Annotated in this window: 13 protein-coding genes; 9 read left to right on the top strand and 4 right to left on the bottom strand. The window is 42.1% G+C overall.

All coding sequences use genetic code 11. The features are described from left to right. The first annotated feature begins 407 nt into the window (after nt 1-407). The gene (locus ACT3QQ_RS12320; RefSeq protein WP_444528238.1) at nt 408-1,088 is read left to right on the top strand and encodes a glutathione S-transferase family protein; all 681 of its coding nucleotides are present in this window, start codon (nt 408-410) and stop codon (nt 1,086-1,088) included. 122 nt (nt 1,089-1,210) lie between these two features. Next, nucleotides 1,211-1,795, top strand: a complete 585-nt coding sequence (locus ACT3QQ_RS12315) for a TetR/AcrR family transcriptional regulator (RefSeq protein ID WP_444528237.1) — start codon at nt 1,211-1,213, stop codon at nt 1,793-1,795. A gap of 173 nt (nt 1,796-1,968) precedes the next feature. Here ACT3QQ_RS12315 and ACT3QQ_RS12310 read toward each other — a convergent pair whose 3' ends face one another. Both ACT3QQ_RS12310 and ACT3QQ_RS12305 read right to left on the bottom strand, forming a co-directional pair. Continuing rightward, the gene (locus ACT3QQ_RS12310) at nt 1,969-2,883 is read right to left on the bottom strand and encodes a haloalkane dehalogenase (RefSeq protein ID WP_444528236.1); all 915 of its coding nucleotides are present in this window, start codon (nt 2,881-2,883) and stop codon (nt 1,969-1,971) included. 265 nt (nt 2,884-3,148) lie between these two features. Next, complete coding sequence (locus tag ACT3QQ_RS12305; protein WP_444528235.1) at nt 3,149-4,408, bottom strand: SIP domain-containing protein; 1,260 nt, start codon at nt 4,406-4,408, stop codon at nt 3,149-3,151. 192 nt (nt 4,409-4,600) lie between these two features. On the opposite strand from ACT3QQ_RS12305, the gene ACT3QQ_RS12300 reads away from it, so the two are divergent. The 7 genes from ACT3QQ_RS12300 to ACT3QQ_RS12270 all read left to right on the top strand — a co-directional run bounded on the left by ACT3QQ_RS12300 (nt 4,601) and on the right by ACT3QQ_RS12270 (nt 13,568). Beyond that, on the top strand, nt 4,601-5,365 hold the full coding sequence (locus ACT3QQ_RS12300) for an ABC transporter ATP-binding protein (RefSeq protein WP_444528234.1): 765 nt from the start codon (nt 4,601-4,603) through the stop codon (nt 5,363-5,365). Between the two features lie 50 nt (nt 5,366-5,415). Then, nucleotides 5,416-6,396, top strand: a complete 981-nt coding sequence (locus ACT3QQ_RS12295) for an ABC transporter substrate-binding protein (RefSeq protein ID WP_444528233.1) — start codon at nt 5,416-5,418, stop codon at nt 6,394-6,396. Further along, nucleotides 6,393-8,567: a Fe(3+)-hydroxamate ABC transporter permease FhuB gene (gene fhuB, locus ACT3QQ_RS12290; RefSeq protein ID WP_444528232.1), complete on the top strand. Its 2,175-nt coding sequence runs from the start codon at nt 6,393-6,395 to the stop codon at nt 8,565-8,567. The genes ACT3QQ_RS12295 and fhuB overlap by 4 nt, the downstream gene beginning before the upstream one ends. 308 nt (nt 8,568-8,875) lie before the next feature. Continuing rightward, nucleotides 8,876-9,034 (top strand): hypothetical protein, encoded by a 159-nt coding sequence (locus ACT3QQ_RS12285; RefSeq protein WP_444528231.1) that lies wholly within the window; start codon nt 8,876-8,878, stop codon nt 9,032-9,034. Beyond that, nucleotides 9,034-10,533: an MFS transporter gene (locus ACT3QQ_RS12280; protein WP_444528230.1), complete on the top strand. Its 1,500-nt coding sequence runs from the start codon at nt 9,034-9,036 to the stop codon at nt 10,531-10,533. Before ACT3QQ_RS12285 ends, ACT3QQ_RS12280 begins: the two co-directional genes overlap by 1 nt. 26 nt (nt 10,534-10,559) lie before the next feature. Next, nucleotides 10,560-10,928, top strand: coding sequence for a hypothetical protein (locus tag ACT3QQ_RS12275; protein ID WP_444528229.1), 369 nt, complete (start codon nt 10,560-10,562; stop codon nt 10,926-10,928). Nucleotides 10,929-11,183: 255 nt separating this feature from the next. Next, entirely contained in the window at nt 11,184-13,568 is a 2,385-nt protein-coding gene (locus ACT3QQ_RS12270; RefSeq protein ID WP_444528228.1) for a TonB-dependent receptor, read from the top strand. 507 nt (nt 13,569-14,075) lie between these two features. Here ACT3QQ_RS12270 and ACT3QQ_RS12265 read toward each other — a convergent pair. Together ACT3QQ_RS12265 and gloA are read right to left on the bottom strand one after the other, a co-directional pair. After that, nucleotides 14,076-15,743: a BCCT family transporter gene (locus ACT3QQ_RS12265; RefSeq protein WP_444528227.1), complete on the bottom strand. Its 1,668-nt coding sequence runs from the start codon at nt 15,741-15,743 to the stop codon at nt 14,076-14,078. A gap of 30 nt (nt 15,744-15,773) precedes the next feature. After that, nucleotides 15,774-16,151 (bottom strand): lactoylglutathione lyase, encoded by a 378-nt coding sequence (gene gloA / locus ACT3QQ_RS12260; protein ID WP_444528239.1) that lies wholly within the window; start codon nt 16,149-16,151, stop codon nt 15,774-15,776. Nucleotides 16,152-16,166 lie beyond the last annotated feature (15 nt).

Genomic DNA, 16,166 nt, shown 5'->3' with positions numbered 1-16,166 from the left:
AATTAATCAATTCCTATCATCTTATGTAGTACGTATGGATTTGCCGAAGCTCGCGCGTGACTCAGCTTTTACGATAGCAATACTATCGTCCTTTACCATTGTATAAATGATAATAGTTAACGCAGGAATTGTTAAGTCTTTGTTATGTATGTGGAAGACTGATAAGTTGCGAGGATGCATGCTAGTAAAGAAAACTATAATAAGAACAGGATTATATCGATACTGTTCTTATTATATTGACATATAACATTACTTGAACGACCGTTCATTTATGGTTATAGTGTATATCAGACAATAAAAATGTACTTCAAACTGCGACGTCTATTTTTGTTATCTCATTACAGCTTTTGTAGATCAACTGATCTTATAGTCATTAGACGACTAATTTTATATAATAGGATAAAGTTATGCTTAAATTTTATTTTCACCAAACACCAAACCCAATGAAAGTAGCATTGTTTCTAGAAGAAACAGGGCTGCCTTATGAGCTTGTGGCAGTAGATACGCTAAAAGGTGAGCAACATACACCTGAGTACCGTGCTATTAATCCAAACGGTAAAACGCCTGCGCTAGAAGATGATGGCAAACGCGTGTTTGATTCTACCGCTATCCTAATGTATCTTTCTGAAAAAACAGGAAAGCTGGCAGGACAGCCAGAAGACCGTAGCGAAATGCTGTCTTGGCTAATGTTTGTAGCATCTGGGTTAGGACCTTTTTCTGGTCAGTCTGTTCACTTTAGACACAAAGCGCCAGAAAAGATCCCATATGCGATCAATCGCTACCTTCGTGAGGCAGAGCGCCATTATGAAGTGCTAGATACGCACCTAGAAGGCCGTGAATATATGGTTGGTGATAGCTATACAATCGCTGATATCTCTACTTGGGGTTGGATTGACAAATCAACATTCGTACTTGGTGAGGATAGTCTGGATAATTATCCAAATCTAAAGCGTTGGTTTGATAGCATTGATGCCCGTCCAGCGGTGCAAAAAGCTCGTGATATTCCTAAAGGTATCGACTTCAAAACTGATTTTGATGATGTTGCTGCACGTGCGCTTTATCCGCAAAACTTTGATAAAAACAGTTAATCACAGTAAAGAGATTTAATAAGTCTTATGATATAAAAAGTGATTAAAACCAATAACTAAGGTTGATTTTACAAACTTTGCCTTAAAATAGATTTTAAGGCAAAGATACTAAGGTGAAAATTATGAGTGCTCCGATAAAGTTCAATCGTGAGGATGTAATCGAAAAAGCAAAAAATCTCTATTGGGAAAAAGGCTATCACGCAACATCCATGCGAAACTTGCAAGATGTGGTGAATATGCACCCAGGTAGTATTTATGCCGCTTTTGGTAGTAAAGATAAGCTATTTACAGAGTCGCTGAATCGCTATGCTGCAGATGGTGCCAAGAAATTGGCCGACTGTATTGAGCAAAAAGACACAGTACTAGAAGGCTTAAAACATTTTATCCATACGGTGATTGTCTGTAATAGCGCTACTGCGCCTAGTGGTATGTGCATGATCGTAAAGACCGTCGCTGAGCTTACTCAAAACGATAGTCCAGAATTGCTCGCGCATGCAACGAATATTTTAGAAGGTATAGAGGCGTCATTTGCCGTCCTCTTTGGACAAGCCATTGATAATGGTGAGATTAGTGCAGAAAAAGACCCAGTTGAGCTGGCACGTTATTTTCAAATCCAGATTATAGGTCTCAGGACTTATGCGCAGGTCACTAACGACAACGATGCAGTAGAGAAATATATCGATGATATTTTTAAAAATATCGTATAGCAAGATTGTATAAAAAGCAGGTTTTTTAGCATGTAATCAAGCAGTTGTTTTTTATAAAACACTAACCATTTGGTTACTATAGCTAGTGCATTTTATCGTTGACCAATTATCACGGCATTACTAAAAACCCTGATTGCTAGTACATTAGCAATCAGGGTTTTTGTTATTTATTACTATGCTTTTGGATTGTCATTAATGAATGTCAATAGAAGTTCAGCCAACGTTTCGCTTTGGTCTTCTTGTAGGAAATGACCACCATTAACGATAGTCGTATGGTTTTGGCCTTTGGTACCAGGAATAAGTTTCTGCATGATGCGATCGCCACCACCAGTCACTGGATCAGAATCACTAAACAACGTGATAAATGGCTTGGTCCATTTGCTCAGTACGACCCAAGCGGCACGATTGTTATCTGAAGCAGGATCATCTGGTGTGGTAGGCACTAACACAGGAAACTGTCTGGCACCTTCTTTATAGGACTCATCAGGGAAGGGAGCATCGTACGCATTCAATACAGCTTGAGACAATGTCGTTGTGGTACCGCTTTTGATGGCGCCTGCTACATTGAACTGCGGCGTCTCTTGAGAGAACTTCTGCCACTTGCGAAAACCTTCGCCAGGATCATGATCTCCAGTAGGGAGCATCGTATTCCCTGCAGCGACGCGATCAAACTTATCAGGGTGTGCTGCTACTAAGCGCAGACCGATTAAACCGCCCCAGTCCTGACAAAACAGCGTAATATTTTTTAAGTCTAATTGATCAAGCACTGACTGCATCCAATCGACATGGCGTTGATAAGTGTAGTCAGTACGTGATGCAGGTTTGTCTGAACGTCCAAAACCAGGAAGGTCTGGTGCGATGACGCGGTGTCCTGCTGCTGTTAGTATTGGAATGACTTTACGATATAGATAAGACCAAGAAGGCTCGCCGTGTAATAGTAAGATAGGGTCGGCGTCGCTTGGACCTTCATCAAGGTAGTGTACTCGTAGTTCGCCACCTTCTGTATCATCGACTATCAGATAGTTCGGTTCAAAATCATAGTCCTGCAAGTTAGCAAAACATGAATCAGGCGTCCTAAGTTTTTTCATATATCATCCTTGGGTTAGAAAAATAATAGTACATTTTGGCACAGATGTTAGACAGTCTATTAGAAATGAGTTTCAAAATGCTAATCGACTATCACTTGTAATTTCAGTGATAGAGCTATCTGAATATGTACTATATTGATTAAACGTTCAAAATGAAAACTATACCTTACATTCATCCAATGCTGCAAACATTAATAGTAGATGCATGCGTTAATAGCAATGACTATATTTAGGATACTCTTGAGTTACATTTTATAGGACTAAACTAATCATGACGCCAATATACCTTCACCACGACATCTGTACGACTAAGTTCAAGTCGGTCTTTCAGTAACGGACGCAATGCTTTAGCAGTATTTGCTTCTAGTGCTCCCCAAACTTTATCAATCTGTAGAGGATTGTCGGTCAAGTAATCGCCCAACTTGCTATCAATTAGTGTGGCTAACTCTGCTCCTGAATTTGTTTGGTTGGTCACTATAGGCAATATGGTAAAGTGGTTGTTACCATTATTTTCAGTATCGCAATTAAGGTCACTGCACATTTTTACAGTATCAAAATAACGTTGATCCTCTGCATCTTGTGTTACACAAATGACCAGTGGTGGTTTAGGGTTACTCCACAGTTCCAGCAGTCGTGCTGCCGTTGGCATCGAGGTCTCATCTACAATCAGTACCGCTTGACCGTCTTGCAAGTGTTCTACCTTTTCTGGAAATTCTCGCTTTGTGACAACGGACTCGCCTGTCTGTAGTGCTGCTGCCCAGTTGCCGCCCGGCGTATCCCCATGTAGAAATACATCGACCCATGCTCGTATCTCGTCATCGTTATGCCATGCTTTTCTCAAAGTATAATAGCAATGAGAGCGCGCAGGGCGTACGTTGTTTTTTTCACCGTCATCAACAGCACTGCTATTAGCTTTATAGTCACCAGTTTTATTGTCATTAGTGCTATCAGTCATTGCATTGTGCTCTAAATCAAACAAATAAGCGTAACCTGCTTCGTTGGTAGGTACTGACGTTGAGCGAGGGGTATTCTTGGCACCACTTAATGGCGGTATATTCAATTCAAGGCGCAGCATATTTTTACTAACTCTATAACTGTTTTGCACATCAAATACTTGTTTAGTCAGTTTGATTGTTTTTTTGCCTAACTTTTTATCGGCTCTTTGCTTTAGCAAGATATATTGAGCTTGTAAGTCATCAAGCTGGGAAATAGGTGCAGCGAAAGCGATAAAGAAAGTTTGTTCGTAAAGAGAGTTATCTTGAATATCAGTTGGCTGGTCCTCTGAGATTTTTGGACGAGTCTGTATGGCAATACCTTCAGCGTAAATATCGGTCATTTGTGCATCTATAAGATCCAACTTGGCTGTAGATAAAGAGGTAAACGCACTCAAGAACCCAAGCAATTCATCGAGGTGCTCTTCATTAATATGAGCAACGACACTTGCTATTTCAGGATTACTCAGAGAAGTGTATTGGGTGCTCTGGTTATGAGCGTTTTCTGTAGTGGCTAAAAGAAGGTTAGTCATATAAATACTCGCAATCAACAAAATGTTGAAATTAAAGTGAATGAGTTTTTGGTTAATGATAATTGTTTTTGTTATCGTTTACGAGTAAAATCAATTTTTTATTGTGGTTTTTCTTAAAAATTGGTCTATAACCAAAGATCGATAAACCATAACTTTTATGACGTATTATTTTTATCAACAATGAGTACTTATATGCTACGTGCAAACCAGCTGACTATCAGCCGTCAAGGGAATACGCTATTAGACAATGTGACTTGTGAGATTGATACCAATCAATTGGTGGCTTTGGTTGGACATAATGGGTCTGGAAAATCGACCTTGATCAAAGCATTAGCAGGAGAGATGGCAAGTAGTAGCGGTAAAGTCGAATTAGATGAGCACAGTATCAATGACTATGGTAGCAAAGAGTTGGCGCGACAAATGGCATATCTGCCACAGCAATTGCCAGAGGCTGCTGGATTTACGGTGCGTGAGCTGGTCATGCTAGGTCGCTATCCACATCAAAAATGGCTGCAAAAGCCAACTCAAATAGATAAAGACAAAGTCGCGCAAGCATTAAAAGTAACTCAAACAGAAGCGTTTGCTGACCGAATCACTGCCACGCTATCAGGTGGTGAGCGCGCTCGTGCTTGGCTTGCGATGTGTCTAGCACAAGACACCCGTTACCTATTGCTCGATGAGCCACTTGCTGCGCTTGATATGCATTATCAAATCGAGATTATCCAGCTCATTCGCCGTTTGGTAGATGAGCAAGGACTAAGCGTGGTAATTATTATTCATGATATTAATTTGGCCGCGCAATATGCTGATCGAGTCATCGCGCTAAAAAATGGTCAAGTATGTCACAACGGTGATATCGCCAGTACCATGCAACCTACCGTGCTACACGATATCTTTAATGTCGATATGCAGCTGCTTAGTCATCCTGTTACTGGACAGCCTGTCGCAGTTGCTTAACATCTGGTTTCTGCTCCTTCTTGTTAATTCGCCTACAAAGATACGTTTCTATGCCTTTCATTTTTTATACAGATAAGTCATCAAAATTTCCACTATCCATTTCAGCAATGACTTCACTGAAGTGGTTTGCCCTCGTATTGTGTTTAGTATTGACGGCTTGTAATAATCAGGCATCCACGCAAAAAACCGCTACCTTGGAGGTAGAAAGCAGTCACAGCGATAGGATGAATATTGTGTCTCCTGACTGGGGTAATGCAGCAACTTTGACAGCGATGGGACATGCACCAATTGCGACAGGTGATGTAAGGGTTTGGGATAGATGGGTAGGAAGCCCCAAACTGCCAGCATCGATAACGGATTTAGGCATCCGCTATCAGCCCAATGCTGAGCTAATCGCTCAACTGCCTGTGGATATGGTCATAGATAATTATTTTTATGAGCATGCTCGTAATCTATACGGCGATGTCCCTGCTGAGTCTGTGATGTCTGCGGCAAAAGGAGAGACAGCAACGTGGGCTGATTATACCGAACCGACGCGGGAGCTTGGCGTACTGATTGATAACCCAAAGATGGCTGAAGACTATATTGTACAAAGCCAAAAAGACATACAGTTAGCCAGTCAGCAGTTCCAACAGCGTTACCCAAAAGCAGAGAAATTCGCAGTGGTACAGTTTGCGGATGCTAATAACATGCGTATGTACGTAGCAAATAGCTTATTTCAGCCTGCGTTAGAGCAGATGGGTAGAGAGCTTGTGGTATTGGGCAAAGGTAATAATTGGGGATTTGTGCCGATACGGATGGGAGATTTGGCGCAATTAGATGATGAGACTTGTTTATTAATTATCGATCCACTCAGTCCAATCACTAGAGCTGAAATCGTTGATAGCTTGATTTGGCAGCGTTTAGGTTATGGCAATACCCGCTGTGTAGGGGAGCTACCTCCAGTATGGATTTATGGTGGGATGTCGTCATTGGTCAGCCTAGCAAACAACTTGTCAGAAGTTTCATTAAAAGGCGGGGAAGTACTATGAGCGCCAATGCAGATACTCACAACAACCCTATCAATAACCACACCGACAGTTCTCATAACGACAGTGCTCATACGATGACATTAGCCTCTCAAGCAGCAACGGTTTCAAAACCCTCATCAACGTCATCGAAACAGTCATCATCACCGCTGAATCAGCCACCGAATCAACCCAATCCGCAAACTTCTCTATTTGCCAATTTGTCTTGGCGACTATGGGCTATGCTCATCGGATTAGCGGCTTTGTCATTATGGAGTAGCTGGGCGTTACTAGATCGACAGTGGACGCGTCCATTTAGTGATTTGTTTATACCAAGTATGCAATTAGATATTGCCAGTATGGCGATACAGCTACATATAGTGGCAACCAGCGTAGTAGCATTGTTGGCTGGCGGGCTATTAGGTGTGGTCAGTATTTTACTACAGCAATTGGTAAAAAACCCTTTAGCATCAGATACGACGCTAGGGGTGGGCGTGGGTGCACAGTTGGCCATGCTTATCGTCACGTTGTTTTTACCAAGCTTGGCCATTTATGGCGGACTTTATGTGGCCTTTGCGGGGGCTATCATCAGTATGGGTCTGGTGTTTGCCTTATCAGCACCTAGCAGATTTAATCCATTAATTCTGATATTAGCTGGTTTGGTGGTCAATATTTTACTAGCAGCAGTCGCCAATGTACTGGTGCTGTTTTTCGCTGAGCGTAGTAATGGCATGCTGTCGTGGGCGGCTGGGTTTTTAGCACAAAACAGCTGGCATACCAGTATCGCGCTAGTCATTACTGCAGCGTTGATGGCGGTTATATGTCTACCATTATTGAAACCATTAACGCTTATGAGTTTAGATGACACTCAGGCAAAACGCTTGGGTGTGCCTATTAATGGAATTCGTGCAATTGTTGTATTGGTCGTCGCTGTCGTGACGGCCTTAGTAATTAGTGAAGTCGGTTTGATTGGTTTCATTGGTCTTGGTGCGGCAAGTTTAGTCAATGCGCTTGGTATCTCGTCTATTGGTAAGCGTTTAGTCGCTGCCTTTGGACTGGGGGCATTGCTTTTATTATTAACCAGTAATGTCGCGTTACTGCTTGAGCCAATACTTGATATGCAGATTCCAGCTGGGGCTATGACAGGTATCTTGGGTGCACCGTTAATTATTTGGCTAATTTTACGTCAGCGTCGTGAGCGGATAGAGACAGTGACGCCTATGCTTACGGGTAAACATACCTCCATTGCATTTTGGCGCTGGGGTGTTGGGGTGCTTGCTGTCATCATATTGGCTTGTCTGTTTGTGCAAGATATCAATGGTTGGGGACTTAGTACAGATTGGGCTCTCACGCAGCAATACCGCTTACCTCGTAGTTTGAGTGCTGCGGCCACAGGCTTGATGTTGGCAATCGCTGGTGTGCTACTACAAACCTTAACGCGTAACCCGATGGCCAGTCCAGAGGTATTGGGAGTTAGTTCAGGTGCCGCACTTGGGGTTATTTTAGGGTTCTTATTATTGCCAAGTTTAGGGCTATCTGCTGGATCAGGGACGTTACTGATCTCAGGACTGTCAGGTGCGATGGCTGTGCTGCTATTAATTATTTGGCTGGCACGCAGGGTCAGCTCAGGTTATTTATTATTAGTAGGTATAGGTATTGCCGCCATGATGGATGGTGTGATGCATATGGTCAAGCTCTCAGGAGACCCGCGGCTAGAGGCGATGCTCAGTTGGCTGTCAGGGACAACTTATAGCGCTCAGCCCAGTACAGTATGGTATCTCATTGGTATTGCCACTATCTTATTTATACTCAGCTTACTGCTGATTAAACCCTTACGCGTCCTTGGTTTAGGCACAGGTGTGGCGCGTAATCTAGGTGTGGCAGTTACGCCAGTGACTTTGTCACTATTGGCATTAGTGGCAGCGCTTAGTACGGCCAGTACGCTTGCTGTTGGCCCATTGAGCTTTATTGGTTTGATGGTGCCACATTTGGCTACTTCATTGGGAGCAGTGAAGCTTGAACGGCAATTGCCACTAGCTGCACTTTTAGGGGCAGGGGTGATGGTGATAGCGGATTGGATTGGACGTTACGTTATTTTTCCTTATGAGCTGCCTGCAGGTACTATTGCTGCCATTATCGGCGGTGGATACTTCTTATGGCTCATTCGTAAGGTGCCAGCCTCAGCAAGTAGATAGTTGTTGTCTGCAAGCATTCAATAGCTGTCGATTTTGGCTTCGATAGTCTTAAGTTGAGAGCCCCTAATCTAGACAGTATTCAGACAGAAGACAAGCTGACTAAAATATTGATATGAAGGTCTGGGCAGTCTTCAGCAGAGGTCTATCGAATGCTGTTTTATTTACAACTTGATGTAAATAACAACGCAAAATTTCAGCTAGACTGGATGATACGCTCGGCAGGCTAGCAAAATAATAATCAGGAGTAAATCATACTGACCATCACCCAAAACCTACCTGACACTTTTAGTATTGAAGCTTATCAAAAGATGTTTGCATTGAGACCTGTCAACTATCCAAAAGATATGCCATTTTGCGTGCAACGTCTGATTGAGATGCCAGAAAAGGCGGCCTCATTATATTTCTGCAATCGAGATGAGTTTTTTGAATCTAGAGGCTGTCTTAACTTCTATGGTGCCACTGCTTAATGAGCAACGTTCCTATAAATAAAGCACCCATAAATAAGGCATCTACAAACGAAGTGTCTATACGCGAAACCGATCAGAATAGTAATAATGGCTTGAGCGAAAAACAAGTGCAGCGGGTACTATTGACGCTATTGCTTGGTGGTACAGTGGTTAGCTTTAGTAATAGTGCGCTCAATCCAGCGATTCCCGTTTTTATGTCAGCGTTTGATGTCGATATTGTGATGGGCGGTTGGGTACTAAATGCTTATGTCTTGGCCATGAGTGTGGGGCTGATGCTAAGTGGCTACTTAAACAAAAATTTTCTTTTTAAGCATGTTTATTTGGCGGCAGTTTTTGGGTTTATGATGGGCTCAGTCATTGGGATGCTAGCGTCCAGTATGAGCCTAGTCATTATTGCCAGAGCTATCCAAGGGTTGAGTGGCGGTCTGATTATCCCGCTGTCTATTGGTATGCTGTATCAGATTTACCCACAGCAGCAGCATGGCAGAGTAATGGCGCTATGGGGCATCGTTATTATGATGTCATTGGCGTTTGGTCCTTTGGTTGGCGCTTATTTGATTGAGCAGTTTGCATGGTGGACACTGTTTGCCATTACTGTACCACTCAGTGCGGTGGTCATGACGATGGTGTGGCTATTAATACCTGATATATGCTCACATGACAAAAAAAGCCCTTTTGATACCATCGGTTTTATCAGCTTACTCACTTGGCTGCTTGCGATGATGGTATGGCTGAGCACGCTGCAAATAGATTTTACTGGTGGGTTACTCAGCAGTGACAGCTTATTAAAGATAGCTACGTTAGGTTTATTGTCTGTCGGATTTTTATGGTCTGCGATGGTTTGGTGGGCCTATGAGCGTCGTCAGCGGCATCCGTTATTGAATGTGCGCTTATTCCGTAATAAAACCTATTTGCACAGCAATATCATCAGTATTAGCCAAACAGTAGGCTTGATGCTTTGTCTCTTGCTACTGCCTGTGTTAATACAAGATGTGATGGGGGAAAGTGCGTTATGGACAGGCGTTGTCCTGATGGTCGCGACGCTCGTGGCCAGTATTACCACGCATTACGCTGGCAAGAGGGTAGACAAGCACGGTGCCAAAGGGATTGGTATTGTGGGGATTGCGATTAGTGCGTTATCTACCTTGATGCTGGCATGGTGCTTGTATCAGCCAACGCTTTGGTTGCTCATGCTGATTATGAGTATACGCGGTATCGGCGTGGGTTTGGCGTATCTGCCGACTACTACGGTTGGGTTTAGCAGCTTACCCAAAGACTCAGTCACTGAAGGCGCCGCACTTAATAACATCAGTCGCCGCATCATCTCTACCATATTTATCACGCTGTCCACAATTTATATAGACAGTCGAGGTGCACAGCTATTAGCATCAGGTAGTGGCCAAGGTATGGCGAGCGCACTCCAAGAAATATTGGTAGTAATCACGGTGATTTTATTATTCACGATTCCTTCAGCGTGCAAATTACCACGATCCTCATAAAGGGTTACCCCTTATTAGGAGTTACTATGACTTATCAAGACAGAAACATTATTGGTTTTTGGCACCAGACATTAATCGCTGAAGAGCGGTGGGTATCACTGATGAATCGTCCTTTTCACCCACTAGCTAAAGGTAAGTTAGGTTTTCCTGTATTTGCGCAGGGCATCAGCGCTGTGACCACGTTCAGGAGCAATCAAGCACAAGGCAAGCTGGTATCTGATATTACCTATCTCTCTGAAAAGCAGACCACGACGATTCGTTCAGGCAACATCGCTATTATGGATAATGATGGTGTGTTTATATTATCTGTTGATGTAGCACAGCAGCTATTATCAGATTGTCAAAAGAAGCATAGAGAGTATAAGGCAAAGTTTGAGCGGTTCTTTGAGGCCTAACGTAACAACGAGCTAGATAAACTATTTGATGGTCAGCAAAGCTATTAAAGGTTAAATATTTGCCTGTACTTAGAAATACTATCAGTGAGCACTATATGAACTTTTATTAATAATAGTTAAATACATATGGAAATAAAAATGATTATCATTTACAATATTATTCACAAAGTTAGTACACACAGTATTATTAGCTAAATGTTACTCAGACTACTATCTATCTACCTAACTAAGTGGAATAGCCTAAGTGAATAAATCATGAAAAGTCATCATCAAGTTGCTCTATCTGTTCTTACCCTTTGTATTAGTCAGCAATTATATGCGCAAACTGACAACGCATCGGACGTTGCATTGAATGCGCAGACCTCAGCGGAACTGACCTCAAATGCCATGTCTAATGAGACGCCCAATGTCACTTTAGATACTATCAATGTTACTGCTAAAGCCAGAACGGGCACAGCACTGGCACAGAAAATTAGTGAGATGCCAGAAGTTACGCAAGTAATTACTGAAAATGAGATTCAGATGCAGGCAACGGGTGATCGTACCACTGGTGACATCTTGGCACAGTTGATTCCGAGTTTGGGTGCCAGTAGTGGTTCAACCAGTAACTATGGTACGACTATGCATGGCCGTCCAGTACAGTTCTTATTAAATGGTGTACCTTTGAGCAGTTCACGCAGTCTCTCACGTGAGCTAAATAGTATCGATCCTGCGCAGCTTGAGCGGGTAGAGGTGCTCTCAGGTGCTACCAGTATTTACGGTGCTGGTGCAGCAGGCGGTCTGATTAACCTTGTGACCAAGTCTTTGGTAGGATACGGCCCTATCAGACAGACTAGAGTCGGCGTCAGTAGCAGTCGAGGTTTTGAGTCAGACTCATTGGGTTATCATGTCGGACAAACCTTAGGATATGGCGGCGAGCGTGTGTATGGTCGCCTAGACGTTGATTATGATAATAAAGGCGGCAAGTTTGATAGCAAAAGCAACCGAGTCAGCCCTGATGTGAACCAAACGGACCAACAAGATACCGAATCGCTAAGTGTGAATGGTAGCTTAGGTGTGGAGCTCACTGACAGCCAACGTCTTGATCTTGCAGTGACTTACTATAAAGACGAGCAAGATACTGACTATGGCCCAGACTATGGTGATGGTTTGGCAGTATTATTTGGTGCAACACCTTCTTTAAAAGCCATTGATGGTGCCAACGTAGAAAACGAGCCATATACTGAAAAAAGCTCGGTGAATCTAAGTTATAACGATGATGACTTTGTAGGCTCAGGTTCTAACTTAAGCTTGACAGGTTATTATAGAGATGAAAAAGGCCGTTTTTATCCTTCTGCTAAGAGCGCAGCAGCCCAAGCAGCTGAAGTATGGCAAGACAATGGTTTAACTGATCAAAGTACAGTAGACCAGCTTAGCAGTGCTGCAGTGTTTGTGACCCAGTCAGAAGCTGACATCGAGGTAATGGGCTTGCGAGCAGCGTTGCAAACGGAGACTGAACTTGCTGGCAAGAACATACTGCTGAGCTACGGCGCTGATTTCGAACGCGAAAATAGTGAGCAAACGTATTATGGTCAAGATCTAAATGCGTTTCTTGCTAGTAATGGCTTGACCGCCCAAACCAACGGACTTACCTATAATGCTGGACCAGATACTACCATCGATAAATGGGGTGCATTTGTCAATGCAGATGTAGATATAACCGACAAGTGGCATACCAGCGCTGGTGTGCGTTATCAAAAACTGAAGTCAGAGACTGATACCTTTACGCCCATTTATGAGCAACTGCTTGAAGAGTATTTCAACAATCCTGCTATTAGTAGCACAAGCGATGCTTATGGCATTGACTATAAAGCAGGCGACGTAGAGAAAGGTAATACAGACCATGACAAAGTACTCTTTAATCTTGGTACTAGCTATCAACTAACACCGAACGATCAAATTTTTGCTAATTTTTCACAAGGGTTTACGACAGCAGATATCCAGCGTGCGCTGCGTGATGTGCGTGCAGGTTTTGTGGTTAATTCAGACAATGTTCAGCCGATTACAACTAATAACTACGAGTTCGGTTGGCAAGGCAAACATGGCGATACCGTAGCGCGTTTGAGCAGTTTTTATAATGAGTCAGATAAAGTTGTACGTTTCACCGATAGTTATACTGTAGAAGTCGTCGATACTGATGAGCGCGTCTACGGCGTAGAAGGGTCGCTCAGTCACGATATCAGTGATAAATGGCAAGTAGGTGGTAGTGTGGCGTATACCCGTGGTCAATATGATAAAGATGGCGATTGGCTAGAGCTCGATGCAGTACGTTTAACACCGTTAAAAGGTACCGCATTTGCTCAATATAACTTTGATGAAGGTAGTAATATTCGTCTGCAAGCCCTAGCCATCGGTGGTGATGATAAAGCCTTTAAAGATCAACAACAAGATCCTGATTCTAGTGCCTTACCTGTCACTGGTTATATGACCTTTGACGTGTTGGGTCAAGTAAAAATGCCAGTAGGTCGGGTAGACTATGGCGTTTATAACTTGCTTAACAAAGACTACCTAACGGTTTATCATCAAACCACTTATTCAGACTTGAATCGTCTGCCAGCTTCTGGTACTACTTATGGCCTAAGCTATACCGTTGATTACTAAAATTAGAGCGTATTAAAAAAACCCTTTTATGCCAACTTGCCTATGCGGTTTGCCATTGATTATTTTGAGCAGAATATTAATGGCAATAAACTTTATAATGGGTGCAAGTATCACACTGATACCAATTCTTAAAAGGAAATGCGTGATCGCTGTGTATAACGCCCGATTTCATAAGGGAAAACGTAACCAAAGTTTTTTAACAGGCATGACTATCATATTCTATGGCTACAATCCTAATCTAAATCCTGAGGTTAAAGTACTGATTTGCTCGAGCGGAAAATGAGAGTTGTATTCAAGTAAAAAATAAATGGGCACAAGCTAAGTTTTTACGTTAAAGGTGGATGGAGAGTAATCTACATAAACTATTTCATAATACAGGCTGTGTCAATTTTATATTGAACTAACTGTATATAGCAGTTATTTGTGTCCCTAGTAATAGTAAAAAGCCAGATACACATCGTATCTGACTTAACGAAAACTATTAATTTGTTTTGGGACGAGATATATCTATATCTCTTTCTGCAAAACCACTTTGTCCGAATAACCTGCAGGCATCGGTGTGACTGCTGTATCTGAATCATCTATATCAGTTGATTTTGCTGCTGTATCTAAATAGTCTATATCAGTTGGCTTGACTGCTGACGTATGCCATTCTGGATCGAGATGCGCTCCCATCTTTAGCATTTTCATTAATGACAAGACTAGTAACAAGATCACGAATAGGAAAGGTATGGCTGTCAGTATTGAAGCAGTTTGTAGTGTTTTCAGATCTCCACCTAATACCATTAAAGTGCATGGTAAAATAAATAAGGTAAAGGCCCAAAACAATCTATTCCATTTAGCAGGTTCTTCGTTTTGTCTTATGTATGGTGTCGTTGAAGAAGCCATCATATAAGCTGCTGAATCAAATGAAGTTGCTAAGAATATCAAAGCGACAAAACTGTACAAAGCCACTACTAATTTGCCTAAAGGTAGAGTGCCCATGATTTGAATAATAGTTGCCGCTGCACCTACTTCTTCTATTAATTGTTCAGTTGACAATACTCCAGTCAACTCTACGTGCATTGCATAATTTCCTAATATTGCGAAATAAGCAGTACACCCTACGCTACCCCATGCTATTCCTCCTATGATTATTTCTCTAATGGTCCTTCCTCTAGAGATCTTAGCAATAAATAATCCCATGAATGGGGTGTAAACAATCCACCACGCCCAGTAGAATATAGTCCAACTGTTGACAAAGCTTCCACCGTTCGTAGGATCAGTATAAGTATTCCAGCGTACAAAATTACTAATTACCATACCTACACCATTGGTTCCCATTCTTAGAATGAACTCAGTGGGTCCAATCAATAGAACATAACCTAGTAGTATGATAGAAGAGACAATTGCTATGTCACTCAAAATTTGTAATCCACGTTTCAAGCCAGAGTAAGCACTCCAGGTGAATAAAACGGTACATAATACGAGTACAAAAACGGTCATTGATGTTGTAGCTGGTATTCCAGTGACACTGCTGATACCTTCTGCTACTAATGGAGTGCCGAGTCCTAATGACGTGCCAGCAGCCCCTAAAATGCCAAACATAAATGTTACATCAATTGCCTTACCCAATAATCCATCTGCATGTTTTCCGATTACAGATCGACAGACTTCACTTAACCGAAGAATAGGCACTTTTAGGATATAGTAAGAGTAGGCAATAGGTATAGATGTGATGATGAAAAACGCCCAAGCAGTAGGTCCCCAGTGAAAAATACCATAAGCAGCAGCAATCTCAGCGGCAGAAGCAGATTTTGCTTCAATGCCATAAGGTGGCGCTGTATAGTAATAAGCCCACTCAATCACTCCCCAATAAAGTATTCCGGAGGCTACGCCCGCAGCAAAAAGCATGGCTCCCCAGCTAAAAGTTGAAAACTCGGGCTTTTCATCTTTAGTACCAAATTTAATCTTTCCGTGTTCGCTAAAGAATAAATAAATTAGAAAGCCAATACTCCCTGCGCCACCCCACAAAAATAGTAAGCCGAGATTTGTAGTAAAGAAATCATTTGCTTGATTGACAATCACGGCACCTTTTTCTGGAAATAAAACCAGAGGAAGACAAATAGCGACAATCAAAAAAAATGTGGCAATAAATACTGACCAATCAATCCTTCCTGATTTTACTTCTTTCATTTCAACACTCCTTCCTTAGAGTTAGATATCTTATACGTTTAGAGGCTCGTTTAGTTCAATAACGTATCCATCAGGATCAAAAATGAACCCTAGTATTCTTTTGCCATGGTTCATTTTTTTTGCTTCACTTTTTATTTTGACGCCTTCTGATTTAAGGTATTCCATTGCCTCAGTTAAGTTTTCAACATTGAAAGCAATATGTCCATAGGCGTCTCCCTTGTCATAAGGTTCACTAGTATCCCAATTATTGGTTAGCTCTATAGTCGTTGTTTTATTCTCGGGACCATAACCAATAAAGACATTAGTAAACTTTCCTTCAGGGTATTCGTTTTTTCTTAAGATAGTCATGCCCATAATCCGAACATAAAAATCCAGAGATTTTTCTAACTCCTTAACTCTTATCATTATGTGGTCAAACTTGAA

The organism is Psychrobacter sp. AOP7-A1-24 (assembly GCF_052376235.1).
Taxonomy (GTDB): Bacteria; Pseudomonadota; Gammaproteobacteria; order Pseudomonadales; family Moraxellaceae; genus Psychrobacter.
The sequence above is the reverse complement of the archived record's forward strand: the minus strand, read 5'-3'. Positions and strand labels throughout refer to the sequence as shown.